The following is a 25703-nucleotide window of genomic DNA, read 5'->3' as shown; positions in this document are numbered from 1 at the left end:
ACATGAGGCGGGTTGTCATCACGGGGATGGGCATTGTCTCATCCATCGGTAACAACACCCAGGAAGTGCTTGCGAGCCTCTACGAGGCGAAGTCGGGCATTTCGCGCGCGGAGAAGGCTGCGGAACTCGGCTTCCGTTCGCAAGTTCACGGCGCGCCGACACTCAATCCCGCCGAGGTGATCGATCGCCGCGCGATGCGCTTCCTTGCCGAAGGCGCCGCCTGGAATCACGTTGCGATGGAGCAGGCGATCCGCGATTCCGGTCTCGAGGAGAACGAGGTCTCCAACGTCCGCACCGGCATCATCATGGGATCCGGCGGACCGTCGACGCGCACGCTGGTGGAGGCCGCCGACATCGCGCGCGCCAAGGGCCCGAAGCGCGTCGGTCCGTTTGCGGTGCCGAAGGGCATGTCGTCGACCGCGTCGGCGACGCTCGCGACCTGGTTCAAGATCAAGGGCGTGAATTACTCGATCTCCTCGGCCTGCGCGACGTCGAACCACTGCATCGGCAACGCCTATGAGACGATCCAGATCGGCAAGCAGGACGTCATCTTCGCCGGCGGCTGCGAGGAGCTCGACTGGACGCTGTCGGTGCTGTTCGACGCCATGGGCGCCATGTCCTCGAAATACAACGATACGCCGGCGACGGCCTCGCGCCCCTACGACATCAGCCGCGACGGTTTCGTGATCGCCGGCGGCGCCGGCGTCGTGGTGCTGGAAGAGCTCGAGCACGCCAAGGCGCGCGGCGCGCGGATTTACGGCGAGGTCGTCGGCTATGGCGCGACCTCGGACGGATACGACATGGTGGCGCCGTCAGGCGAGGGCGCCGAGCGCTGCATGCGCATGGCGATGTCGACGGTGAACACGCCGGTCGACTACATCAATCCGCACGCCACCTCGACGCCCGCCGGCGATCCGCCGGAGATCGAGGCGATCCGCAAGGTGTTCGGCACCGGCGACAAATGCCCGCCGATCTCGGCGACCAAGGCGCTGACCGGCCATTCGCTCGGCGCCACCGGTGTGCAGGAGGCGATCTACTCGCTCTTGATGCTCAACAACGGCTTCGTCTGCGAGAGCGCGCACATCACCGAGCTTGATCCGGCATTCGCCGACATGCCGATCGTGCGCAAGCGCATCGACAACGCCAAGCTCGGCACCGTGCTGTCGAACTCGTTCGGCTTCGGCGGTACCAATGCCACGCTGGTGTTCAAGCGGCTTGATGCCTGATCCGGTTTCCATCTCCTCTCGCCCACGGCGCGGCGCCCGCGGGACGCGAGTGGGGACATTGCAACGATCCGAAATGGGGTGCGCATGATTATCGAACCGCGCGTGCGAGGCTTCATCTGCACGACGGCGCATCCGGTCGGTTGCGCCACCAACGTCCGCGAACAGATCGCCTACGTTCTCAAGCAGGGCCCGGTCGCAGACTGCCCGAAGCGCGTCGCCGTGCTGGGCTGCTCGACAGGCTATGGCCTCGCGAGCCGCATCGTCGCGACCTTCGCCGGCGGCGCCGATACGATCGGCGTGTCGCTGGAGCGCGAGCCTTCGGAAAAGAGAAGCGCCAGCGCCGGCTGGTACAACAACCGCGCCTTCGAGATCGAGGCCGAGAAGATCGGACGGTCGCCGCTCACGCTGGAGGGGGATGCCTTCTCCGACGAGCTGAAGAAAGACTTCATCGAGCGCGTGCGCGAGAAGTTCGGCCAGCTCGATCTGCTGGTCTACAGCATGGCCGCGCCGGTCCGGACCGATCCGGACACCGGCAAGACCTATCGCTCGGTGATCAAGCCGCTCGGCGCCCCGGTCGAGATCAAGACGCTCGACACCGAGACCGGCGAGGTGTTCCAGACCACGCTCGAGCCGGCGAACGAAGAGCAGACCGCGGCGACCGTCGCGGTGATGGGCGGCGACGACTGGAAGCGCTGGATCGATCAGCTCGCCGATGCCGGCGTGCTGGCGCCGGGCTTCCGCACGCTCAACTACACCTATATCGGCAGCGAGCTGACCTGGCCGATCTACTGGAACGGCACGCTCGGCCGCGCCAAGGTCGATCTGGACAGCAAGGCGGAAGCGATCCGCGGCCGCCTCGGTGCGGAAGCCGCCCGCGTCGTCGCGCTGAAGGCCGTGGTCACCCAGGCGAGTTCGGCCATTCCGGTGGTGCCGCTCTATGGCACCGTGCTGTTCAAGGTGATGAAGCAGCTCGGCCTGCATGAAGGCTGCATCGAGCAGATCGACCGCCTGTTCCGCACCCGTCTCGGCAAGGACGTCGCGCTCGATGACGCGCAGCGCATCCGGGTCGATGACTGGGAGCTCTCGCCGGAAGTGCAGACCGAAGTATCGCGGCGCTGGCCGCTGCTCACCACCGAGACGCTCGGCGAATTGGCCGATCTCGGCGAATACAAGAGCCAGTTCCTGCGCCTGTTCGGCTTCGGTATCGACGGCGTCGACTATAGCCAGGACGTCGATCCGCGCGTGGTGCCGGGTTAGGCCGTTCGGAAAACCCCTGCTTCGTAGCCCGGATGGAGCGAGGCGCAATCCGGGGACTTCTTTCGCAGAGGGATTATCCCGGATTACGCTGCGCTTCATCCGGGCTACGCGACGACAAGCTCACCCCGCCGCGATCTTCTCTGCGCGCTGGAACGCGGGCCGCGCCACGCAGCGGTCGATATAGGCATCGAACGACGGCCGCGGCGGCACTATCTTGAACACCCGCACCGCAAAGTTCAGCCCCGCGCCGATCGCGATGTCGGCGGCGGAGAACTGATCGCCGAGGATCCACGGCCCCTTCTGCAATTCGGCGTCGAGCACGTCGAATACCTGTGCCGCACTGCCCCATGATGCGGTGCTCGCCGGCACTTCGAGCTTGGTGAAGAGCTGGATCAGCGCCGGCTCGATGCAGCTCGGCGAGAAGAACAGCCATTGCAGATAGCGTGCGCGCTTCGGGTCGGTGGCGGCCGGCGCGAGCTTCGTCTCGGGATAGCGGTCGGCGATGTAGGCGCAGATCGCCGCCGCCTCGGCGAGCTCCGCCGCGCCGTCGGTCAGTGCAGGCACCTTGCCCATCGGATTGATCCTGAGAAAGTCGGGCGACTTCTGCGCGCCGGTGCTGATGTCGGTCAGCACCCGTTCGTAGGGCAGGCCGGATTCTTCCAGCAGCCAGATCGCGGAGAACGAGCGCGAGCGCGGCGACCAGTACAGCTTGATCATGGGTTAGCCTCCGACATCCGGTTTGGTTTCTTATCTTCAAGACAAGGAGCTCCGCGAAGGGTCTCGCGGAGCTTTCAAATCTAACGCAGCTGTTCGCACGCAGCGAGCCTTACCGGCTCATACCCCGAGCGTGCCGGCCTTGGCTGCGGCATAGCGCTCGGCCACCGCTTTCCAATTCACGGTGTTCCACCACGCCTTGAGGTAATCGGACCGGCGGTTCTGGTAGGTCAGATAGTAGGCATGCTCCCAGACGTCGTTGCCGAGCAACGCGCGCTTGCCGTCCATGATCGGGTTGTCCTGGTTCGGCCGTGTCTCGATCGCGAGCTTGCCGTCCTTGCTGACCGTGACGAACACCCAGCCGGAGCCGAACACGCGGCCGCCGGCGGCGTTGAAATCGGTCTGGAATTTCTCCATGCCGCCGAGGTCACGATCGATCGCGGCCAGCACTTCGCCGTCCGCCTTGCCGCCGTTCGGTCCCATGATCTGCCAGAACATCGTGTGGTTGGCGTGGCCGCCCATGTTGTTGCGCACGCCGGTGCGGATCGCCTCCGGCACGCTGCCGAGATTGGCAAGCACATCGATGACGGGCTTCTCGGCGATCTGCGGATTGTCCTTGGCGAAAGTGTTGAGGTTGGTGACATAGGCCTGATGATGCCGGTCGTGATGGATCTCCATCGTCTTGGCATCGATGTGCGGCTCCAGCGCGTTGGTCGGATAGGCCAGCGGATCGATCTTGAACGGTCCGGCCGGAGCCTGCGTCGCGGCCTGCGCGAATGCTGTGCGCGACGACGCGGCGGCCGCGGCGATGCCGGCTGTTGCAATGATCAAGTGGCGTCGGGACATCGAGGGCATCGTCATTCTCCATGCTGGTAAGCGTCCTGATGTTAGGCGCAAGTTGTGAACGGGTTCCAACAGTGTCGGTCACAATGCCGGGTCAAAACCGCGCACGCCGATCAGCGGGGATTGATTTGCGTTCGATCTCAAAAGCAAAAGGGCGGCCACTTGGGCCGCCCTTTCGTCATGATCAGTTTGCAGTCGGTTTGGCTTACTCGCCTGCGGCTTCGCGCGGCGCCGGGGCTTCGCTCTTCTGCTTGGCCTCGAGGTCCTCGCCGGTCTCCTGGTCGACCGCCTTCATCGACAGGCGGGTCTTGCCGCGGTCGTCGAAGCCGAGCAGCTTGACCTTGACCTTGTCGCCTTCCTTGACGACGTCGGAGGTCTTCTGCACGCGGTTGGCCGCGAGCTGGCTGATGTGGACGAGGCCGTCCTTGGCGCCGAAGAAGTTCACGAACGCGCCGAACTCCATCACCTTGACGACGGTGCCCTCGTAGATCTGGCCGACCTCCGGATCGGAGGCGATCGACTTGATCCACTTGATCGCAGCCTTCATCGCCTCGCCGTCATTGGAGGCCACCTTCACGGTGCCGTCGTCCTCGATGTTGACCTTGGCGCCGGTCTTCTCGACGATCTCGCGGATCACCTTGCCGCCGGTGCCGATCACTTCGCGGATCTTGTCGGTGGCGATCTTGAAGGTCTCGATGCGCGGCGCGTATTCGCCGAGCTCGGCACGGGCCGCGGTCAGGGCCTTGGACATCTCGCCGAGGATGTGGATGCGCCCTTCCTTGGCCTGGCCAAGCGCAACCTTCATGATCTCCTCGGTGATGCCCTCGATCTTGATGTCCATCTGGAGCGAGGTGATGCCCTGGTCGGTGCCGGCGACCTTGAAGTCCATGTCGCCGAGATGATCCTCGTCGCCGAGGATGTCCGACAGCACCGCGAAGCGCTGACCTTCGAGGATCAGGCCCATGGCGATGCCGGCGGTCGGCCGCTTCAGCGGCACGCCGGCGTCCATCAGCGACAGCGAGGCGCCGCAGACCGAGGCCATCGAGGACGAGCCGTTCGACTCGGTGATCTCCGAGACCACGCGGATGGTGTACGGGAACTCGTGGTGCGGCGGCAGCACCGGATGGATCGCGCGCCAGGCGAGCTTGCCATGGCCGATCTCGCGGCGCTTGGTGCCGCCGAGGCGACCGGTTTCACCGACCGAGTAGGGCGGGAAGTTGTAGTGCAGCAGGAAGGTTTCCTTGTAGGTCCCCGACAGCGCGTCGATGTACTGCTCGTCCTCGCCGGTGCCGAGCGTGGTCACCACCATCGCCTGGGTCTCACCGCGGGTGAACAGCGCCGAGCCGTGGGCGCGCGGCAGCACGCCGGCTTCGGCGATGATGTTGCGCACGGTCTTGACGTCGCGGCCGTCGATGCGCTTGCCGGTGTCGAGGATGTTCCAGCGAACGATCTTGGCTTCCAGCTCCTTGAACACGGCGGCGACGCGGAGCTTGTCGTATTTCGGCTCCTGGCCTTCCGGGAAGAAGTGCGCGAGCACCTTCTCCTTGACGGCGCCGACCGCGGCATAGCGTTCCTGCTTGACCGGGATCGCATAGGCCTTGCGCAGATCCTGCTCGGCGATGCCGAGCATCTCCTTCTCGATCTCGGAATTGTCGATCGTGGTGACCTCGCGCGGCTCCTTGGCGGCCTTCTCGGCGAGCTCGATGATCGCGTTGATCACGGGCTGGAAGTGGCGGTGGCCGAACATGACCGCGCCGAGCATCACGTCTTCGTTGAGCTCCTTGGCTTCCGATTCGACCATCAGCACGGCGTCGGCGGTGCCGGCGACGACGAGGTCGAGCTGGGTCTCGGTCATCTCGTCGAGCGTCGGGTTGAGCACGTATTCGTCATTGGCGAAGCCGACGCGCGCAGCGCCGATCGGGCCCTTGAACGGTGCGCCCGACAGCGTCAGGGCGGCGGAGGCGGCGACCAGCGAGACGATGTCCGGATCGTTCTCCATGTCGTGCGACAGCACGGTGACGATCACCTGGGTCTCGTTGCGCCAGCCGTCGACGAACAGCGGACGGATCGGGCGGTCGATCAGGCGGGAGACCAGCGTCTCCTTCTCGGTCGGACGGCCTTCGCGCTTGAAATAGCCGCCGGGAATGCGGCCCGCGGCGTAGGTCTTTTCCTGATAGTCGACCGTGAGCGGCAGGAAGTCGACGCCCTCGCGCGGCGCCTTCGCCGCGACGACGGTGGCGAGCACCACGGTCTCGCCATAGGTCGCCATCACGGCGCCGTCGGCCTGGCGGGCGATCTTGCCGGTTTCAAGTTTGAGGGGACGTCCACCCCAGTCGATCTCGACGGAATGCGAATTGAACATTTCGGTTTCTTTCATGGTTTCACGAAAGCACGGCGCCCCGAAGCACAAAGACCATGCCAAGACGGCGAGACACTGATGCGCTTGGTGCGATCAGCATCCGGCGATCCTGCCATGGTCCCTGGATTTCGGATGGCGTCCATCCTTTCGGTCATCTGGGCATCTTGCCCGGTCCAGCGGCCGGATTGCTGCTGGACGCTAGTGTGCATGGCGATCGCCATGCGGTTGCGCATGATCATCTTTCGACAATTCGAAAGCCCGAGTTCACGGACGACCATGCGAAAACGCGCGCGAACCTCGCGCGCGTGCTTCTCAAATCAACGACGGATGTTGTGCTTTTCGAGCAGCGCCTTGTACCGCGCCTCGTCCTTGCGCTTGATGTAGTCAAGCAGGGAGCGACGCGTCGACACGAGCTTCAGGAGGCCGCGGCGTGAATGGTTGTCCTTCACATGGCTCTTGAAGTGCTCGGTGAGGTTATTGATGCGTTCCGACAGGATCGCGACCTGAACCTCGGGCGAGCCGGTGTCGCCGGCTTTGGTGGCATTCGTCTTGATGACTTCCGCTTTGCGTTGCGCGGTAATCGACATCGTCAGTTACTTTCATTGTTGCGAGCCGGACCGGCAGTCAGTCCGTTCAGGTTGAACACGCGCTTGGGGATGAGTTCGCCATTGCCAATTTCGGCAAGCGCGAGAAGTCGGCCTGCCACCGTGACATAGACTGTGCCGCTCGTATTGGGCGCATCCCGTCCGCGCAACAAAACGGCCTGGCCCCTGTGGAGCCTTGCCGCATCAGCCCGTGTGACGGCCAGTGCCGGGATGTCGTCCAGCGCGGTCTCAACGGGCAAAAGCGCGTCGGCGAGGCTGCCCTCGCCAGACGCGGCTCTATTGCACAAAGCCTCCAACTGTTCCAGCGGAATCATGTCCGCTTCGGTAAACGGACCGACCAGGGTCCGCCGCAGGGCGCAGATATGGCCGAAACAGCCCAGAATCCGGCCCATATCGCGGGCCAGGGCCCGGACATAGGTTCCCTTGCCGCACTCGGCCTCGAACACGGACTGGCCGTTATCTCCATGTTCTACGAGGGTTAGTTCGTGAATTTCGACCGGACGGGGCTTCAGTTCCACGGTCTCGCCGTCGCGCGCCAGATCGTAGGCCCGCTCACCCTGGACCTTGATCGCCGAATATTGCGGCGGGATCTGCTCGATCACCCCGGTGAAGCGCGGCAGCAGCTCGCGGATCGAAGCGGCGGTCGGCCGGTTCTCGCTGGTCCGGACCGGCCGGCCCTCGGTGTCGTCGGTGTCGCGCTCCTCGCCCCAGGCCACTGTGAAGCGATAGCGCTTGCGGCCGTCCATCACGAACGGCACGGTCTTGGTGGCTTCGCCGAGTGCGATCGGCAGACCGCCGGAGGCGAGCGGATCGAGGGTGCCGGCATGGCCGGCGCGCTTGGCCTGGAACAGGCGCTTGAGCACGGCGACCGCCTGGGTCGAGGTCATCCCGATCGGCTTGTCGAGCACCACCCAGCCATGGACGTCGCGCTTGTCGCGGCGCGGCTGCTGGTTCTGCTTGCCCTGCTTCTGGCGCGGGTCGTTGTTGGTGCGGCGCGCATCGTCGCTGCGCTGTCCGGCAAAGGCATCCCGCTCAGCGTCGCGCGCGGCGGCATCCTTCGCGTCGATAACGCTGTTGGTCGTCATCACAGTCATTCCTCGTCGTCCGAATCGGGTGCAAGGTCTCGCTGCACCGCAGGTGTCCGCAATAATTTCTCGATGCGCTCCGCCTCGTCGAACCGCTCGTCGACGCGGAAGCGAATGTCGGGTGCAAATTTCAGGCTGACGCGATGCGCGATCTCGCCGCGAAGGAACTTCTTGTTGCGCTCGAGCGCCGCGATCACCGTGTCGGTGTCGCGGCCGCCGAGCGGCATCACATAGATCGTCGCGAGCTTCAGGTCCGGCGACATACGCACCTCGGGAACGGTGATGATGTGGCCTTCGAGATCGGGATCGTGGACCTCACCCTGCGCCAGAATCCCGGCAACCGCATGGCGAACCGTTTCGCCGACACGCAGCTGACGTTGTGAGCCGCCGGGGCCGGAACTCTTCTTTTGACGGGGCATGACCTTTTTCCAAAACCGTCGCGCCCGCAGGCCGTGGCCGCGGGCATCAATGTCCTGACTTTGCTTTCAATCGGGCAATGCGCGGGTGGCCAGACCAAAGTCCGGCCACGCCGTCGCATCTTCAGCTAAATGGACCCAACGCTTAGTAAGATCTGCGCTTCGTAAGATTTGGACTTACAGAGAGCGCTGGATCGTTTCGATGCGGTAACACTCGATCACGTCGCCGACACGCATGTCGCCGTAGTTCTCGAATGCCATGCCACACTCCTGGCCGGCGACCACTTCCTTCACTTCATCCTTGAAGCGCTTCAGCGTCGACAGCTTGCCTTCGTGCACCACGACGTTGTCGCGGATCAGGCGAACGTTGGCGCCGCGTTCCACGGTGCCGTCGGTGACGCGACAACCCGCGACCTTGCCGACCTTGGAAATGTTGAACACTTCCAGGATCTGCGCGTTGCCCAGCATGGTTTCGCGCAGCGTCGGCGCGAGCAGGCCGGACATCGCCTTTTTGATGTCATCCACCAGATCGTAGATGATGTTGTAATAGCGGATCTCGATGCCGTTGCGCTTCGCCGCGGCGGCCGCTTCCTTGTTGGCGCGGACCGAGAAGCCGATGATCGCGGCGTTGAAGCCTTCCGCCAGCGTGACGTCGGACTCCGAGATGCCGCCGACGCCGGCATGCAGGATGCGGGCGGCGACTTCGTCAGTGCCGAGCTTCTCCAGCGAGCCCAGGATCGCTTCCAGCGAGCCCTGCACGTCGGCCTTGACGATCAGCGGGAACTCCTTGCGGCCCGCGGTCTTCAGCTGCGACATCATCTGCTCGAGCGAGCCGCGCATGCCGGAGATCGAGGCGGCGGCGTTCTCGCGCTTCTGGTGCGCGCGGTAGCTTGTGACCTGGCGGGCGCGGGCTTCGTTCTCGACCACGGCGAGGCGGTCACCGGCTTCCGGCGGGCCGTTGAAGCCGAGCACCTCGACCGGCACGGACGGGCCGGCCTCTTCGAGATTCTCGCCCTGGTCGGAGATCAGCGCGCGGACGCGGCCCATCTCGGCGCCGGCCACGATGATGTCGCCGATCCGCAGCGTGCCGCGCTGCACCAGCACGGTTGCGACCGGGCCGCGGCCGCGATCGAGCTTGGCTTCGATCACGGTGCCTTCCGCCGGACGCTGCGAATTGGTCTTCAGGTCGAGGATTTCGGCCTGCAGCGCGATCATCTCGAGCAGGCGATCGAGATTGGTCTTGTTCTTGGCCGAGACCTCGACGTCGACGACGTCGCCGCCGAGCGATTCGACTTGCACCTCGTGCTGCAGCAGTTCGGTGCGCACGCGTTCGGGCCGCGCATCCGGCTTGTCGATCTTGTTGATCGCCACGATCATCGGCACCTTGGCCGCCTTGGCGTGGTTGATCGCCTCGATCGTCTGCGGCATGACGCCGTCATCGGCCGCGACCACCAGCACGACGATGTCGGTGACCTTGGCGCCGCGGGCGCGCATCGCGGTGAACGCGGCGTGGCCGGGCGTGTCGATGAAGGTGATCTTGGTGCCACTTTCGGGCGACAGCACCTGATAGGCGCCGATGTGCTGGGTGATGCCGCCGGCTTCGCCGGACACCACGTTGGCGTGGCGCAGCGCGTCGAGCAGCGAGGTCTTGCCGTGGTCGACGTGACCCATGACGGTGACCACGGGCGAACGCGGCTCGGTGTCGGTGGAATCGTCGACGACGTCGAACAGGCCTTCTTCGACGTCGGACGCGGCGACGCGCTTGACGCTGTGGCCGAGCTCTTCGGCGATCAACTGCGCGGTGTCGGCGTCGATCACGTCGGTGATCTTGTGCATCGCGCCCTGCTTCATCAGCATGCGGATGACGTCGACCGCGCGCTCCGACATGCGGTTCGCGAGTTCCTGGATCGTGATCGCTTCAGGGATGATGACTTCGCGAACCAGCTTTTCCTTCTGCTCGTTCGACGCATGGCCCTTCAGCCGCTGGGTGCGGCGGCGGAACGAGGCGATCGAACGCTCGCGCACGTCGTCGACGTTGAGCGCGGTGGTCACGGTCAGGCGGCCGCGCTGCTTCTGCGGGCCGGGCTTGTGGGTGGTCTTCGGCGCTGCGGCCGGGCGCACGACGCCGCCGGGGCGGCGTACCAGGCGCGGACCTTCATCCTCGTCGGCCTCGGCGGCAACGGCCGGCGGCCGACCCAGGGCGGGCGTGCGCGCAGCAGGCGTTGTGGTCGTCGCCGGCCGCGCTGCGCCGGGCGCACGGGCGGCCGGAGCGGAGCCAGGCGCGGCTGCGGCCGGCCTGGCCGGTGCAGCAGCGGCGGGCGCAGCGCCAGGCTTGGCCTCGCCTTCGCCGAAGCGGCGCTTGGCCTCGACCTCAGCCTTGCGCTTGGCTTCTTCCTCGTGGCGGTGACGTTCCTCTTCCGCCTTGCGGCGGGCCTCGGCGGCCTCGCGCTCTGCCTTTTCGGCAGCCTCGCGGACGGCACGGCGCTTGGCTTCCTCTTCGGCCTGGCGGCGCTCCTCGATGTCACGCTGCCGCGCATCGGCCAGCGCGCTGGCGCGCGCGGAACGCTCGTCTTCGGTCAAGGTCGGCAGCACCACGCCGGAGCGGGTGTTGCGTTGCTGCTGGCCGGGCGGCGGACCTGAGGGACGGCCGAGCGGCGGCTTCGGCGCAGGTGCCGCGGGCTTTGCAACCACGGGTTCCGGCGCATGCGCCTCACCGGGGCCATCGCCCCCGATGCGGCGCTTGCCGCGCTTCTCGACCACGACCTGCTTGGTCCGGCCGTGGCTGAAGCTCTGGCGCACGGTGCCCGTCTCGACGCGCGGCTTCAGCGACAACGTCTTGCTCGGGACACTCAGAGTCTTGTCGCCAGGGGTCTTGGTATCAACCATTCAGCAGTCCTAATCTCGTTTCGCTGTGCGTTTGCCGCACAAATCCTTCAATGCGTCGTTCTTCTGCTGAGCATGATCCGGTCGGAAAGACGGCGTCCGCCTTCCTGGATCAGGCTCTGGAATTTCTGGCCGCTTCGGCGGTCTTGTCGTCGTCGGCCATCCGGTATCGGACCAGCATCTGGCAGCGCGACAGGAACGTCTTGCTCGCCGGGCCCGCGAGCAGCGCAGCATGTATCACATTTGACCGCCCAAGTGCCAAATCCAATTCGTCCGACGTCAAAACATTGACGACGGCGATTACCGCCGATTCACCACGTTTTCCGCCCCTTTGCCTGAGGATCGCGTCCAATTTGCGGATTCCGTCCGCGGCGCCGTCCGAAGCGTGGATCAGGGCTGCAGTTTCGTTCCGGTTGAGTGCGTCCTCGACCTTGCCGAAGCCCGCAACGACCTGACCGGCCTTGGCGGCCATCGCCAGGGCCTCGGTGACGCTGCGCACCAGGAGGGTCTCGGTGTCGGCGGGAAGGGTCGGCGCGACGCGGACATCGCGCTTGAATCCCTTGCTAAATTGGTGACGGCGGACCGCTTCCGCAACGCTGCGCCGCGACGCGGAAAGCCATAATCCGCGGCCGGGCAGCTTGCGCTTGAGGTCGGGGATCACCTCGCCCGTGGGCGAGACGACGAACCGGATCAGCTCGTCGAGCGGGCGCACCTCGCGGCTGACCGCGCACATCCGCGTGGTCGTGGACTTCGGTGTCCGCGGCCCATCGTCGAGATCGGGGTCAGCCTGAGCGAGCATCCGTAGGCCATCTCCTTACGAGGCCGCTGTTTCAGCTTCGGCGGCGTCGACCTCTTCGGCCGGCTTGGCGAGGTCGGCCTCGGTGATCCAGCCGGCCTTCAGGCGGGCCTGCATGATCATCGCTTCGGCCTCGTCGCGCGAGATCTCGATGCCGTCGAGGAACCCGGCATGCTTGGTCGGCTCGCCGCCTTCCTTGCGCTCGGTCCAGCCGACCAGATCGTCGGTGGCGCAGCCGGCGAGGTCTTCGACGGTCTTCACGTCGTTCTCGCCGAGCTTGACCAGCATCTTGCCGGTGATGCCGGGCACGTCCTTCATGGCGTCCTCGACGCCGAGTTCCTTGCGCTTGGCTTCCAGTTCGGCCTCGAGCTGTTCCAGGTACTCGCGGGCGCGGGTTTGCAGCTCGTTGGCGGTCTCCTCGTCGAAACCCTCGATGCCGGCGAGTTCCTTGACGTCGACCAGCGCGAGTTCCTCGACCGAGGTGAAGCCTTCGGAGGCGAGCAGCTGGCCGACCACTTCGTCGACATTAAGCGCTTCCATGAACACGCGGGTCGAGTTCTCGAAGTCGGCCTGGCGGCGCTCCGATTCCTCCTGCTCGGTCAGGATGTCGATGTCCCAGCCGGTCAGCTGCGAAGCAAGGCGGACATTCTGCCCGCGGCGGCCGATCGCCAGCGACAGCTGGTTGTTGGTGTCGGGAACCACGACCTCGATGCGCTCGCGCTCTTCGTCGATCACGACCTTGGCGACTTCGGCCGGCGCCAGCGCGTTGACGACGAAGGTCGCGATGTCGGGCGACCACGGAATGATGTCGATCTTCTCGCCCTGCAGCTCGTTGACCACGGCCTGCACGCGCGAGCCGCGCATGCCGACGCAGGCGCCGACCGGATCGACCGAGGAATCGCGCGAGATCACGCCGATCTTGGCGCGCGAGCCGGGATCGCGGGCGACCGCCTTGATCTCGACGATGCCGTCGTAGATTTCAGGCACTTCCTGCGCGAACAGCTTCGCCATGAACTGCGGATGGGTGCGCGACAGGAAGATCTGCGGACCGCGGGTCTCGCGGCGGACGTCGAAGATATAGGCGCGGACGCGGTCGCCGTTGCGGAACACTTCGCGCGGCAGCATCTCGTCGCGGCGCACGATCGCCTCGCCGCGGCCGAGATCGACGATCACGCTGCCATATTCGACGCGCTTGACGATGCCGTTGACGATGTCGCCGATGCGGTCCTTGAATTCCTGGTACTGCCGGTCGCGCTCGGCCTCGCGCACCTTCTGCACGATCACCTGCTTGGCGGACTGCGCGGCGATGCGGCCGTATTCCAGCGGCGGCAGCGTGTCGGCGATGGTGTCGCCGACCTGGGCGCCGGGATTGGCGCGCTGCGCATCGTGCAGTGAAATCTGGTTCGACGAGTTCTCGACGACATCGACCACCAGCATGTGGCGGGTCAGCCGCAGCTCGCCCTTCTTGGCGTCGATCTCGGCATGGACGTCGGTCTCGCTGCCGTAGCGGGCACGCGCCGCCTTGGCGATGGCGTCTTCCATCGCCGCGATCACGATGGAGCGGTCGATCGACTTTTCGCGCGCAACTGCGTCTGCGATCTGCAGCAGTTCGAGTTTGTTGGCGCTGACTGCCATGGCTTAGTCTCCTTCGAATGGATCGATCTCGCCACGGCGCGCGCGCTCGGCGGCCAGGCGGTGCTTTTTGGTGTTGGTCGGTGCCGGCTTCTTGCCGGGCTTGTGATCGGACTTGTGATCGGACCTGGGTTTCGGCTTTTGGCTCTTCGCAGGATCGCTGTTCCTGGCGTGGGCCGGTTGCGGCGGCGCCAGCCCGAGCTCGCGGCGCAGCTCGCGCTCTGCGGCCTTGCCGCGGCGCATCGATTCCGCGATCAGCTCGTCGGTCAGCACCAGCCGCGCGTCCGAGATGTCTTCCATCACCAGCAAGACCTCGGCGTCCTCGGTGGGACGCGGATCGTCACGCCTGATACGCACTGCGTTGTCTTCGACGCCGGCGAGCAGGCCACGGAACCGCTTGCGGCCCTGATGCGGCACCGCCATCTCGATCTTCACGAGATGGCCGGTGTAGCGCTCGAAGTCGGAGCGGCGCACCAGCGGGCGGTCGATGCCGGGCGACGAGATTTCCAGCCGGTAGGCGCGCTCGATCGGATCGGCGACGTCGAGCACCGGCGACAGCGCGCGCGAGATCGCCTCGCAATCCTCGAGCTGCATCGAGCCGTCCGGCCGTTCCGCCATGATCTGCACGGTGCAGCCGGCGTCGCCCGAGACCTTGATGCGCACCAGGCGATAGCCCATGCCCTGCAACACCGGGACGGCGACCGCAGCGACGCGCGCCGCGACCCCGGGCTCGACGACGAGGCGCGGCTCGGCGAGCAGTTCGGTGTCCACGGGAGTGGCGGTCGGATCGGTCATATCCAGTGTCAAAGGCTGTCTAGGTTTAAAGGCTGCTGAGGTCTGTTGTGTTGTTCAGGTGGCCTTAAGGGGCCGCTAACGCTACCCAAACCGGACCCGGCCTCGCTGGGTCCCGTCAGGTAATAAAAAAGAGCGGGTCCCGGGGGGCCCACTCTCCTACGCGATCGTATGAGATACCATAAGTTGCGCCGGATATAGCTCTTTTGCCGGGCTCCGGCAAGGCCTCCCGGCTCCGCGGAACGCGATTTTGCGGCTTCCCGGGGCTCGATTCGATCTAACCCTCCGTTTACGAACGGGGTCATAGATTGCCGAAAATCGGCAGAAGTCGCCGGTTGGACAAGGCCCATGACGACAGCCCCTGCGCTGATCCCGGAACTCGACGACATCGTCCGTCGCGGCGACCCCAAGCGCCGTGCCGATGCCGCGCGGCGGCTCGGCGAGCTGTTCCTGCAGGGCGCCCAAAGCTTCCGTCCCGATCATATCGACCTGTTCGATGGGGTGCTGACCAGCCTGGTGCCGCATGCCGAGCTTGCGGCGCGGATCGATCTTGCCGAACGGCTCGCACCGCTCGCCAATGCGCCGCGGCGTCTGGTCGGGCAACTCGCCCGCGAGGACGAGGTCGCAGTCGCAGGGCCGGTGCTGCGCCGCTCGCCGGTGATCGACGACAAGGTGCTGGTCGAGATCGCCAATGCCAAGGGTCAGGGCCATCTGCTTGCGATGGCCGAGCGGTCGAAGCTTTCGAGCGCGCTGACCGACGTGCTGGTCCGTCGCGGCGACCGCGATGTGATCCGATGCGCGGCAGGCAATGCCGGCGCTGCGTTCTCCGACGTCTCCTTTGCGACCATGGTGCGCCGCGCCAGCCAGGACGGCGTGCTGACCCTGCGGATCGGCCGCCGTGACGACCTGCCGCCCGAGCATCTGAAAGGCCTGCTGGCCGGCTCGATCGACGTGATCCGCCGCCGCCTGCATATCGTCGCCAAGCCGGAACGACAGGCCGAAATCAAGCTGGCGCTGAGCGAGATCGAGGGCGGCGTCGCGCAGGTCGAGGGCCGCGATTTCGCGGCTGCGCAGCGCACGATCCTGGCGCTGCATCGCGCCGGCGCATTGAACGAGGCGGCGGTGGCAGGCTTCGCGAAGGCCTTCAAATACGAGGAATGCGTCGCGGCCATCGCCGCGATGACCAGTGTGAAGATCGTCACGCTCGATCGCCTGATCTCCGGCGACCGCTACGATCCGATCCTGATCGCCAGCAAGACGATCGGCTTCGAATGGCCGACCGTGCGTGCCCTGATCCTGATGCGGCTCGGGCCGAACCGCGTGCCGTCGCCGGCCGATATCGAAGGCGCGCGGGTGAATTTCACGCGCCTGATGCCATCAACCGCGCAGCGCGTCGTGGAGTTCTGGAAGTCGCGGTAGTTCAATCGCCAGCATTTAAACCCGTCATCCTGAGGAGCACCGCAGGCGCGTCTCGAAGGAAGCACGGCCGTGCTGTTGCAGCGGGGCCGTCGTGCTTCGAGACGGCCGCTTTGCGGCCTCCTCAGCATGACGGATCACAATTCACGGATTGTGCGGCTACAGCGTGAGCGCGGCTCGCGTAGCGAGAGTCCGGAATCCATTTATCCTCGAACAATGTGGCCCAATGGATTCCGCCCTCGTGCTTCGCACGCCCGGGAATGACGGCATCAAGGCAAGCGCTTGAATCTCAAATACGCCGCCTTGCGTCCTTCGCGCTCGGCCTTGGCGCCGTAGCGCGTCATGGTGTAGTGCGGCCACGGCTCAAGCCAGTCGATCGCGCGCTCGGCGAGCCAGGTGAAGTCGGGCGCGCGCATCAGATGCGCGAGCGTCCAGGCGCAGTAATCGTCGATGTCGCTGACGAAGCGGAATTCGCCGCCCGGCGGCAGCAATCGTGTCATCGCAGCGACCGTCGCATCCTGTACGAAGCGCCGCTTCCAGTGCCGCCGCTTCGGCCACGGGTCGGGATGGATCAGGTCGATGCGCGCAAGCGAACGTGCTGGCGCCCAGGCCAAGAGCTCGGCCGCGTCACCCGCGAACAGGCGGATGTTGCCGAGATTGTGCGCCTCGATCTGGGTCAGGATCTTCGCCATCCCGTTGACATAGGGCTCGCAGCCGATGAAGCCGGTCGCCGGAAATGCCTGTGCCTCCGCGATCAAATGCTCGCCGCCGCCGAAGCCGATCTCGAGCCGGACAGCATCGATGCCGTCATCGAATAATTCGGTCAGCGTCTCCGGCGCCGGCATCGAGATGTCGACCGACAGATGCGGCAGCAGCGTGTCGATCAGGTCGGCCTGGTGCGGGCGCAGCTTGTGGCCCTTGCGCCGCCCGAAGAACGAGCCGCGCGAATGAGCCGCCGCGCCGTCATCAGGGGACTCGCGATCGTCGGTGTCGTTCGGAGCCGGGGTCATCGCAGCGTCTGATAGAGTCGGTGCAGCAGCCGCGCGCGCGGCGCGATCGACGAGACGTAGAGCTGCTCATAATGGGTGTGCGCACCTTTGCCGTCGACCCCGAGGCCGTCGAGAGTCGCGGTGTGCGGCGCGGTGAAATTGCCGTCGGAACCGCCGCCGGTGAAGACGTCGATCAGCTCGAAGCCGAGTTCGGCGGCAAGCCCCTTGGCGTGTTCGTAAAGTGCGGCGCCGGCATTGCTTTTCTCATAGGGCGGACGGTTCAGTTCGCCCGTCACTTTCACGGTGACGCCCTCGGTGCGTGAGGTGATCCCGAGGATCTTCGGCACCAGCTCGTCGGCGTCGGCCATGGTCGGCACGCGCAGATCGACTTCCGCATAGGCCTCTTCGGCGATCACATTCGGCTTGGTGCCGCCGCGGACCACGCCGACATTGACGGTGATGCCGCGCTTGAGGTCGTTCATCGCCTCCAGCGCCAAGATCACATGGCCGAGTTCCCGTATCGCGCTGCGGCCGTCTTCGGGGCGCGTGCCGGCATGTGCCGGCGCGCCCTTGATGTTGACGTCGAAGCGCGCCACGCCCTTGCGCCCGGTGACGATCTTGCCGCCGTCGCGCGCGGGCTCGGTCACCAGCACGTATTTGGCCTTGTGGCCCTCGGCTTCGATCAGCGCCCGCGAGGTCGGGCTGCCGATCTCCTCGTCCGAGACGTAGAGCTGGGTGATGCCGAGCGGCGGGCGCGCATCTTCGGCGCAGATCTGCCGGAACGCATGATAGGCGAGGTAGGCGCCGCCCTTCATGTCGTAGATGCCCGGACCGAACGCGCTGTCGCCTTCGATCTTGAATGGTAACCGTTCGATGAATCCCATCGGATGGACTGTGTCGAGATGGCTCAACACCAGAATGCCCGGCGTGTCCTGCCCCCAGGATGAGCGCGCGACCAGATGATCGCCGCAGCCGTCGCGTCCGGCAACGCGCTCGACCGTGGCCGGCAGCTCGCGATATCCAGCTGCGACGAGATCGGCCAGTTTGTTGACCTGATCCGGCCGCTCGGTCGGAGACTCGATCTCGACCCAGCGGCGGATGCCGTCGAGGATGTCGGCGGTTTCAAACGGATTGCTGGACATGCTGTTGTCGTCGCCTGTGAATTTGGCCTGTGAATTCGCTTTGTCATTCAGCGCACGCGCCGAAACCGGATCCGGAAACGCGTTAAAGCGGCTTTCCGAAAAGATCATGCTCAAACAAGGAGCTAAGCGCGAAGAAGCCCTAATCTGCCTGATCGCAAATTAGCCCGCGCTGGAATGACATATTCCAGATTTGACGATCGCTCAAACGGATATGGGGCTGAATCAGATCTGTTCGGAGGCCTCGCGTGCCGCGATCTGTTCGACCAGTTCGACGATGCTGCGGCGGAGCTTGGCGTCCGCGATCCGCGTGAAGGCGCGAGTCAGGGCCAGGCCTTCGGCGGTCGCCAGAAAATCCGAGACGTAGGTCGGCGAGGAGCCCTCGCCGAAGCCGTCGGCGGTCTTGACGCCGCTCGGGCCGCCGTCGAACAGGAAGGAGACCGGCACTTGCAGGATCTCGGAGATCTGCTGCAGCCGGCTGGCGCCGACACGGTTGGTCCCCTTCTCGTATTTCTGCACCTGCTGGAACGTCAGGCCTAACGCCTCGCCCAGTTTTTCCTGGCTCATGCCGAGCATGATGCGTCGCATGCGGACGCGGCTGCCGACATATTTGTCAACAGGATTGGGCGCTTTGGTGGACATCTCCAACTCTCCTAGGGGATTGCGCGCCCGTGGATGAGGCAAGTTGGAAGGGGAGTATGCCTCAGGCGCCGGTGCCGTCAAATCCTGCAGGGAGGATCGGGACAAAATGCGGACAATTTGCGCAAAGGGGCTGACTTGGCTTGTGATTTCGCGTGGACCCGTACAATGCGAAGTGCACGGTCGATCTGTCAACTAGTGGAATCGCGCAGAGGTAAATTTCGACGTTTTTTCGGGTTCGCGACAACCGGCGATATGCAGCGATCAGGCTTTTCGCCTGACAAAACGCCTTCGCAATACGATTGCGAGGGCAACCAACACAATTACAGCGGCGGGGACGTTGCCGACACGCGCATAGATCGTCGGCGCGATGGCCGCCGGCAGGCCGGCGTCGAGCACGCCTTCGATGCCGAGCCCGAGTTGCGCGACGATCCGGCCGAGCGGGTCGACGATGGCCGAGATGCCTGTATTTGCGGCGCGCACCAGCGGCAGGCCTTCCTCGATCGAGCGCATCCGGGCCTGTTGCAGATGCTGATAGGGGCCGGTCGAGATCCCGAACCAGCCGTCATTGGTGACGTTGACGATCCAGCCGGGACGATCGTCGCGGCTCACGACATTGCCGGGGAAGATCGCCTCGTAGCAGATCAAGGGCAGTGCGCGCGGCGCATTGGGAATGTCGAGCGTCCGGCGGATCGTCCCGGGAATGTAGCCGCCCTGCACCTTGGTGAGCTGCACGAAGCCAATCTTCTCCATCCAGTCCTGGAACGGCAGATATTCTCCAAAGGGGACAAGGTGAAGCTTGTCGTGGACCGCTAGCACACTGCCGTCGTGGTCGATGACATAGATGGAATTATATGCTCGTGTGATGCGGACATTGGGCGGCAGATCGGGCGCGCGCACCGAGCCGGTGATCAGCACGGTTCCCTTCGGCAAGAGGTCGGCGATCTGCGCCATCGCGTCGGCTTCCTTGGTCAGGAAGAACGGAAACGCGGATTCCGGCCAGATCAGGATGGTGGAATCGCTCACGCCGGTGGCGTGCGGCCCGGACGCACGATCCGACAATGTGAGATATTTCTGCATCACCGCCGCCTTGGCGGAGTAGTTGAACTTGGCATCCTGCTGCAGATCGGGCTGCATGATGCGGAGCTTGACGCCGTCGACCATGGTGGTCGGCTCTCGCGCCAGCCGGACTGTGCCGAACCCCAGCATCGCGACGAGAACCAGCGCCGCGGCGGCCGGCGCACGCCATGGCTTGCGGCCGCGCGAGGCGCCGTCGATCAGCACGGCCGGGCTTGCGAAGATCGCGACGGTCAGGAACGTCATTCCCCACAGTCCGATCAGCGACGCGGTCTGTGCCAGCGCCAGCGGTTCGGTCAGCGCATAGCCGAACGCATTCCACGGGAAGCCGCTCAAGAGATGGCCGCGCAGCCATTCCGAAATCGTCAGGCTGACCGCCAGCGCCAGCACGCGCGAGGCGTCGCGCGGCCAGATCAGCCGCGCCAGTGCGAAGCCGAACGCGGTGAACAGCGCGAGATAGGCCGGCAGGCCGAGCACCGCGAACGGCGTCAGCCAGGCGAACGTGTCGGCGTCGACGAAGAAGGCGTAGCCGATCCAGTACAGTCCCGGCACGAAATAACCGAGGCCGAACCAGAAGCCGCACAGCGCCGCGGCGGGCAGTCCGCGCCAGCGGCCGGCGGCGCTGCCGTCGATCAGCCAGACCGCGATGGAAAAGGTCAGGAACAGCACCGGCCAGGCGTTGAACGGCGCCATCGCCAGCGAGGACAGCGCACCGGCCGCGAGCGCGAGCACGGCGCGCTTCCATCCCCAGGTCAGGATGACGGCAAGGCCGATCGATCGGAGCCGGTCGGAGAGCCTCACTGCGGTCCGGCTCCCTCGCCGGGCGGCGGCATGTTGTCATTCGCCTGCGGGTTTCCGGAGTCGGGGGCCTGCTCGCGGCGCCGCTCGCGTTCCTTGCGCGGCGCCGGCCGCTCCTTGCGCGTCGTGATGCGGACGCGCTTGACCCGCCGCGGATCGGCGTCGAGCACCTCGACCTCGTAATTGCCGGGCCCCGAGATCACCTCGCCGCGCACCGGCAGGCGGCCGACGAACGATACCAGATAGCCGCCCAGCGTCTCGACCTCCTCGCCGGCCTCGCCGGTCACGAAATCCTCGCCGATCACCGAACGGACATCGTCGAGGCTGGCGCGCGCGTCGGCGATGAAGGAGTTGTCGGGCTGACGGACGATCGACGGCGGCTCGTCGGAATCGTGCTCGTCGTCGATCTCGCCGACGATCTGCTCGACAATGTCCTCGATCGAGACCAGCCCGTCGGTGCCGCCATATTCGTCGACCACCAGCGCGAGATGGATGCGCGAGGCCTGCATCTGCGCCAGCAGGTCGATCGCGCGCATCGATGGCGGGATGTAGAGCAGCTTGCGGATGATGTTGGCGTCCGCCAGCGGCAGCGCGAGATCGACGCTGCGCAGATCGAGGCCCGCGGGAAAAGGCTTCTTGCGCTTGGTCTTGGTCGCTTCGGTGACGCGCGCCTTCGCGGTCATGAAGGCGAGCAGGTCGCGGATGTGCACCATGCCCTCGGGGTCGTCGAGGGTTTCGTTGTAGACGACCAGCCGCGAATGCGCCGCGCTCTCGAACAGGCTCATCAATTCGCCGAGCGGGATGTCGCGCTTGACCGCGACGATGTCGGCGCGATGCACCATGACGTCGGCGATCCGCCGCTCGTTCAGCGACAGGATGTTGCGCAGCATGGTGCGCTCGATCGCCGAGAAGCCGACGTCGTCGGGCGTCGAGGCGTCGAGCACCACCTGCAGATCGTCGCGCACCGAGCCGGCCTTCCAGCCGAACAGGGTACGGATCGCGCGAACCAGCCAGCCCTCGGCCGCCGGGCGCTGCAGCTCGCCCTCATGCACCACCGCGGGCAGGTTGCTCACGTTGCGCGGATTGTCGTGGGTCGGTTCGGAGTCCGGCATGTCAGGCGGTCCGATCCGCATAGGGGTCGGGAATGCCAAGGGAGGACAGGATCTCGCGCTCGAGCGCCTCCATGTCCTCGGCATCGTCGTCGTTCTCGTGGTCGTAACCGATCAGGTGCAGGAAGCCATGCACCGCGAGATGGCTCAAATGATGGTCGAACGGTTTCTGTTCTTCATCGGCCTCCCGCCGCGTCGTCTGATAGGCGATCGCGATATCGCCGAGCATGCGCGGGGCGTCGTCGGGGCCGCCGGACCCCTCCGGCTGCAAGGCCGGGAACGACAGCACGTTGGTCGGCTTGTCGATGCTGCGCCAGTTGGCGTTCAGGGTGCGGATGCCGGCATCGTCGGTCAGCATCACCGCAAGCTCGGCGCCGGCGACATCGGCATCAGCGATCTCGGCGGCAGCCTCGATGGCGCGGTGAATCACCGCGTCGGCATGGGGCTCGGCCTGCCAGCATTCGGCGGTGACGAGAACCTCGGTTGCAGGAAAAGCAGACACGTTGGTTTCAAAATCTGCGTTATGGCCGGAATCCGCGTCGTGCGGGCTCGCGGCCGAAGCTATTGGGCTCAAGATCTGGCGTTTGCCGGCTTTTGCGGCAATCCCTCATAGGCGGCCACGATGCGTGCCACCAATTCGTGGCGGATGACGTCCTCGGCCTTGAAATGCACCTGCGCGATGCCCTCGACGCCGTCGAGCAGCTTCACGGCTTCCGTGAGCCCCGAGGCCTGGCCATGCGGCAGGTCGACCTGCGACGGGTCGCCGGTGACGATCATCCGGCTGTTCTCGCCGAGACGCGTCAGGAACATCTTCATCTGCATCGTCGTGGTGTTCTGCGCCTCGTCAAGGATGATGGCGGCGTTGGTCAAGGTGCGGCCGCGCATGAAGGCGAGCGGCGCGATCTCGATCTCGTTGCCCTGCAGCGCGCGCTCGACGACGCGGGCATCCATCAGATCGTACAGGGCATCATAGATCGGGCGCAGATACGGATCGACCTTCTCCTTGAGGTCGCCGGGCAGGAAGCCGAGCCGCTCGCCGGCCTCGACCGCGGGCCGCGTCAGGATGATGCGATCGACCTCCTTGCGCTCGAACAGCTGCGCGGCATGGGCGACCGCGAGCCAGGTCTTGCCGGTACCGGCCGGGCCGATGCCGAACACCAGCTCGTGCCGCTTCAGCGCGCGGATGTAGGAATCCTGCGCCGCGGTGCGGGCGCGCACCGGACGCTTGCGCAGATTGATCGTTTCAAACGTCGGCTTCGCGGTCTTGTTGTCGAACTCGAACAGCGAGCCCTGCGCGATCACGGCGCGGATCGCGCCCTCGACTTCGCCCTGATCGAGGTCGTGTCCCTCGATGGCCTGCGCATAGAGCGTCTCGAGCACGCGCCGCGCCGCGTCGCAGCCGTCGCGGGAGCCTGCGATGGTGAGATGATTGCCGCGGGAATCGACCACGACGCCAAGCCGGCGCTCGATCAGCGCGAGATTCTGTCCGTAGGGGCCGACCAGAGCGGATGCGGCACGGTTGTCGTCGAAATCGATAACGACCTGAGTTTCAGGGGGGCGGGTCTCAGGTGGCATTTGCATGTCGCGGTCAGGTTTGCGGCTGGGAGCGAGCGAAGACGAATCCGATGCGCTTTTTGGCAAGGATTTCAGGCTCCAATGGTCTGCGAAATGAGGCCAGGTGCTGCCGGCGTCGCAAGCTCGCCGATCAGGCTGTAGCGCTCGAGGCTGTCGACCCGCACCGAGCGGACCTGGCCGATAATGTCAGGCGAGGCCATCACATGGGCGGGCTGCAGATAGGCGGTGCGGCCGACGATCTGGCCCGGATTGCGCGCCGCGCGCTCGAACAGCACATCGACCGTTGTGCCAATCGCAGCCCGGTTGAAGGCCGATTGCTGGCTGTCGATCAATTCCTGAAGCCGCCCCAAGCGCTCGTCCATCTCGGCTGCTGACACCGTCTCCCGCATCTCCGCCGCCGGCGTGCCCGGCCGTGGCGAATACTTGAATGAATATGCCGCAGCGTACCCGATTTGCGTGACAAGCGCGAGAGTGGCGGAAAATTCTTCCGCGCTCTCTCCGGGGAAGCCCACGATAAAATCTGATGAAAAAGCAATGTCTTGCCGTGCAGCCCGGAACCGGTCGATGACGCGCCGGTAGTCATCGGCGGTATGCTTGCGGTTCATGGCGGCAAGGATCCGGTCCGACCCCGACTGCACCGGCAGGTGCACGAACGGCATCAGTCCGGGCAGGTCGCGGTGCGCCGCGATCAAATCGTCATTCACATCGCGCGGATGGCTGGTGGAATAACGCAGCCGGATGACGCCGGGAATTGCGGCAAGCCGCTGCAACAATTTGCCGAGCGACCAGATGCGGCCGTCGGGGCCTTCGCCGTGATAGGCGTTGACGTTCTGTCCGATCAGCGTGAACTCGCGCACGCCGTTGTCGGCGAGCTGCTTCACATCGTCGATGATCTTGCCGACCGGACGCGAGACTTCGGCGCCGCGTGTATAGGGCACCACGCAGAAGGTGCAGAACTTGTCGCAACCTTCCTGCACCGTGACGAAGGCGGAGATGCCGCGGGCACGGATCGCATCGGGCTTCGGCTGCGGCAGGAAGCCGAACTTGTCCTCGATCGGAAACTCGGTTTCGAGCGCGCGGCCGTTTTCCCTGGCGCGCTTCAACAGCTCCGGGAGATGATGATAGCTCTGCGGCCCGACCACGATGTCGACGGTCGGCGCCCGCTGGATGATCTCGGCGCCTTCGGCCTGCGCGACGCAGCCGGCGACCGCGATCTTCATCTCGCGGCCCGCCCGCGCCGCCTCCTCCTTGGCAACGCGGAGTCGGCCGAGTTCGGAATAGACCTTCTCCGATGCCTTCTCGCGGATGTGACAGGTGTTGAGGATCACGAGGTCGGCGTCTTCGGCGCTCGCGGTCTCGACAAAGCCCTCGCCGGCCAGCGTGTCGACCATGCGTTGCGCATCGTAGACATTCATCTGGCAGCCATAGGACTTGATGTGCAGCTTGCGCGGCGTCGTCATGGAACCCTGAGCGCGAAAATGGAAACGGCGCCATCCGGGCGCCGGGGCTCAAATATAGCCTAAACCGGCGAAAATCCAGCTTGTTGGGTGTCATTCCAGGATGGTCCGAAGGACCAGACCCGGAATCTCGAGATTCTCGGTGCGCAATTGCGCACCTGAGGGTTCGATGCTTCGCATCGCCCCGGAATGACGGGGGTGAGGCTCAGCCAGCGAGCGCCGTGGCACCAATCCGGGCGATCAAATCGGGCAATTGACGCATATCGGCGAAGGTCACGGTCGCGCCGGCCTGGCGCAGCATGGCCTCGTGTTCCGCCGTGCAATGGCTGCCGCCGTAAAAACCGAGCACGGTCATTTCGGCGGCGCAGGCGCCGGTGACGCCGGCCACGCTGTCCTCGATCACGACGCAGCGCGAAGGGCTCGCGCCCATCTGTTCGGCGGCGAACAGGAAGAGATCGGGCGCCGGCTTGCCGCGCTTGACCTGGGTGGCTGAGAAAATATGCGGCGCCAGCTGGTCGTATAGCCCGGCGCAGGTCAGGCCGTGATGGATCTTTTCCGGCGTGCCGCTGGAGGCCACGCATTTCGGCAAGGTCAGCGCGGCGATCGCGTCGCCGACATGCGCGATCGCATTGAGATCGTCTTTATATAAACTCAGTGTCGCGTGCTTGACCTCGGCCTCGAACGTCTCGGGCAGCGCGCGGCCGATCTCGCTCTCCACGAGCCGCCGCGCCTCGCGGTCGGACACGCCGAGGAAGCGCTTCAGCACGCCGTCGGGTGTGATCGGAAAACCGTGCCGCGTCAGCGTGTCCGCATGGGCGCGACAGGAGATCACCTCGCTGTCGACAAGCACGCCGTCGCAATCGAAGATGACGAGATCGAAGCTCATGGTGCGATGA

Annotated in this window: 23 protein-coding genes; 4 read left to right on the top strand and 19 right to left on the bottom strand. The window is 65.4% G+C overall.

What is annotated here, in order from left to right:
• The first annotated feature begins 2 nt into the window (after positions 1–2).
• Together fabB and fabV are read left to right on the top strand one after the other, a co-directional pair.
• Positions 3–1226 (top strand): beta-ketoacyl-ACP synthase I, encoded by a 1224-nt coding sequence (gene fabB / locus ACVINW_RS10215; protein WP_456751179.1) that lies wholly within the window; start codon positions 3–5, stop codon positions 1224–1226.
• A gap of 84 nt (positions 1227–1310) precedes the next feature.
• Complete coding sequence (fabV, locus tag ACVINW_RS10210; protein WP_456751178.1) at positions 1311–2483, top strand: enoyl-ACP reductase FabV; 1173 nt, start codon at positions 1311–1313, stop codon at positions 2481–2483.
• Positions 2484–2603: 120 nt separating this feature from the next.
• Here fabV and ACVINW_RS10205 read toward each other — a convergent pair whose 3' ends face one another.
• The 10 genes from ACVINW_RS10205 to rimP all read right to left on the bottom strand — a co-directional run bounded on the left by ACVINW_RS10205 (position 2604) and on the right by rimP (position 14611).
• Positions 2604–3200: a glutathione S-transferase family protein gene (locus tag ACVINW_RS10205; RefSeq protein ID WP_456751177.1), complete on the bottom strand. Its 597-nt coding sequence runs from the start codon at positions 3198–3200 to the stop codon at positions 2604–2606.
• A 117-nt stretch (positions 3201–3317) separates the two neighbouring features.
• The gene (locus ACVINW_RS10200; RefSeq protein ID WP_456751176.1) at positions 3318–4052 is read right to left on the bottom strand and encodes a superoxide dismutase; all 735 of its coding nucleotides are present in this window, start codon (positions 4050–4052) and stop codon (positions 3318–3320) included.
• A 193-nt stretch (positions 4053–4245) separates the two neighbouring features.
• Complete coding sequence (gene pnp / locus ACVINW_RS10195) at positions 4246–6402, bottom strand: polyribonucleotide nucleotidyltransferase (protein WP_456756358.1); 2157 nt, start codon at positions 6400–6402, stop codon at positions 4246–4248.
• 314 nt (positions 6403–6716) lie between these two features.
• On the bottom strand, positions 6717–6986 hold the full coding sequence (gene rpsO, locus ACVINW_RS10190; RefSeq protein WP_066504937.1) for a 30S ribosomal protein S15: 270 nt from the start codon (positions 6984–6986) through the stop codon (positions 6717–6719).
• A gap of 2 nt (positions 6987–6988) precedes the next feature.
• Positions 6989–8098, bottom strand: a complete 1110-nt coding sequence (truB, locus tag ACVINW_RS10185; protein ID WP_456751175.1) for a tRNA pseudouridine(55) synthase TruB — start codon at positions 8096–8098, stop codon at positions 6989–6991.
• Positions 8095–8508 carry a 30S ribosome-binding factor RbfA gene (rbfA, locus tag ACVINW_RS10180; RefSeq protein WP_456751174.1) on the bottom strand — a complete coding sequence of 138 codons (414 nt, stop codon included), beginning with the start codon at positions 8506–8508 and terminating at the stop codon, positions 8095–8097. Before rbfA ends, truB begins: the two co-directional genes overlap by 4 nt.
• A gap of 174 nt (positions 8509–8682) precedes the next feature.
• Positions 8683–11391, bottom strand: coding sequence for a translation initiation factor IF-2 (gene infB / locus ACVINW_RS10175; RefSeq protein WP_456751173.1), 2709 nt, complete (start codon positions 11389–11391; stop codon positions 8683–8685).
• A gap of 109 nt (positions 11392–11500) precedes the next feature.
• A complete protein-coding gene (locus tag ACVINW_RS10170; protein ID WP_456751172.1) occupies positions 11501–12187 on the bottom strand; it encodes an RNA-binding protein in 687 nt (228 codons plus the stop codon).
• A gap of 15 nt (positions 12188–12202) precedes the next feature.
• Positions 12203–13819 carry a transcription termination factor NusA gene (gene nusA, locus ACVINW_RS10165; protein ID WP_456751171.1) on the bottom strand — a complete coding sequence of 539 codons (1617 nt, stop codon included), beginning with the start codon at positions 13817–13819 and terminating at the stop codon, positions 12203–12205.
• Positions 13820–13822: 3 nt separating this feature from the next.
• Positions 13823–14611: a ribosome maturation factor RimP gene (gene rimP, locus ACVINW_RS10160; RefSeq protein ID WP_456751170.1), complete on the bottom strand. Its 789-nt coding sequence runs from the start codon at positions 14609–14611 to the stop codon at positions 13823–13825.
• 345 nt (positions 14612–14956) lie between these two features.
• Here rimP and ACVINW_RS10155 point away from each other — a divergent pair, with 345 nt between their 5' ends.
• Positions 14957–16027 (top strand): DUF2336 domain-containing protein, encoded by a 1071-nt coding sequence (locus ACVINW_RS10155; protein WP_456751169.1) that lies wholly within the window; start codon positions 14957–14959, stop codon positions 16025–16027.
• 266 nt (positions 16028–16293) lie between these two features.
• Here the strand turns inward: ACVINW_RS10155 and trmB are convergent, their stop codons facing one another.
• Complete coding sequence (gene trmB, locus ACVINW_RS10150) at positions 16294–17034, bottom strand: tRNA (guanosine(46)-N7)-methyltransferase TrmB (protein ID WP_456751168.1); 741 nt, start codon at positions 17032–17034, stop codon at positions 16294–16296.
• Positions 17031–18155: a M20 family metallopeptidase gene (locus tag ACVINW_RS10145; protein WP_456751167.1), complete on the bottom strand. Its 1125-nt coding sequence runs from the start codon at positions 18153–18155 to the stop codon at positions 17031–17033. The genes trmB and ACVINW_RS10145 overlap by 4 nt, the downstream gene beginning before the upstream one ends.
• Here ACVINW_RS10145 and ACVINW_RS10140 point away from each other — a divergent pair.
• Positions 18154–18318: a hypothetical protein gene (locus tag ACVINW_RS10140; protein WP_456751166.1), complete on the top strand. Its 165-nt coding sequence runs from the start codon at positions 18154–18156 to the stop codon at positions 18316–18318. The two genes, ACVINW_RS10145 and ACVINW_RS10140, sit on opposite strands and share 2 nt — an antisense overlap.
• A gap of 59 nt (positions 18319–18377) precedes the next feature.
• On the opposite strand, the gene ACVINW_RS10135 is transcribed toward ACVINW_RS10140, so the two are convergent.
• The 7 genes from ACVINW_RS10135 to ACVINW_RS10105 all read right to left on the bottom strand — a co-directional run bounded on the left by ACVINW_RS10135 (position 18378) and on the right by ACVINW_RS10105 (position 25693).
• On the bottom strand, positions 18378–18794 hold the full coding sequence (locus tag ACVINW_RS10135; protein ID WP_456751165.1) for a helix-turn-helix domain-containing protein: 417 nt from the start codon (positions 18792–18794) through the stop codon (positions 18378–18380).
• Between the two features lie 261 nt (positions 18795–19055).
• Positions 19056–20669, bottom strand: a complete 1614-nt coding sequence (gene lnt / locus ACVINW_RS10130; protein ID WP_456751164.1) for an apolipoprotein N-acyltransferase — start codon at positions 20667–20669, stop codon at positions 19056–19058.
• Positions 20666–21778 carry a hemolysin family protein gene (locus ACVINW_RS10125; protein ID WP_456751163.1) on the bottom strand — a complete coding sequence of 371 codons (1113 nt, stop codon included), beginning with the start codon at positions 21776–21778 and terminating at the stop codon, positions 20666–20668. Before ACVINW_RS10125 ends, lnt begins: the two co-directional genes overlap by 4 nt.
• A 1-nt stretch (position 21779) precedes the next feature.
• A complete protein-coding gene (gene ybeY / locus ACVINW_RS10120; protein WP_456751162.1) occupies positions 21780–22277 on the bottom strand; it encodes an rRNA maturation RNase YbeY in 498 nt (165 codons plus the stop codon).
• A 68-nt stretch (positions 22278–22345) separates the two neighbouring features.
• On the bottom strand, positions 22346–23416 hold the full coding sequence (locus ACVINW_RS10115) for a PhoH family protein (RefSeq protein WP_456751161.1): 1071 nt from the start codon (positions 23414–23416) through the stop codon (positions 22346–22348).
• A 5-nt stretch (positions 23417–23421) separates the two neighbouring features.
• Positions 23422–24810, bottom strand: a complete 1389-nt coding sequence (gene miaB, locus ACVINW_RS10110; RefSeq protein WP_456751160.1) for a tRNA (N6-isopentenyl adenosine(37)-C2)-methylthiotransferase MiaB — start codon at positions 24808–24810, stop codon at positions 23422–23424.
• Positions 24811–25012: 202 nt separating this feature from the next.
• A complete protein-coding gene (locus tag ACVINW_RS10105) occupies positions 25013–25693 on the bottom strand; it encodes an HAD family hydrolase (RefSeq protein WP_456751159.1) in 681 nt (226 codons plus the stop codon).
• Positions 25694–25703: the final 10 nt, after the last annotated feature.

It is taken from the genome of Bradyrhizobium sp. USDA 4461 (assembly GCF_054055655.1).
This window is presented reverse-complemented; position numbering and strand designations above follow the sequence as displayed.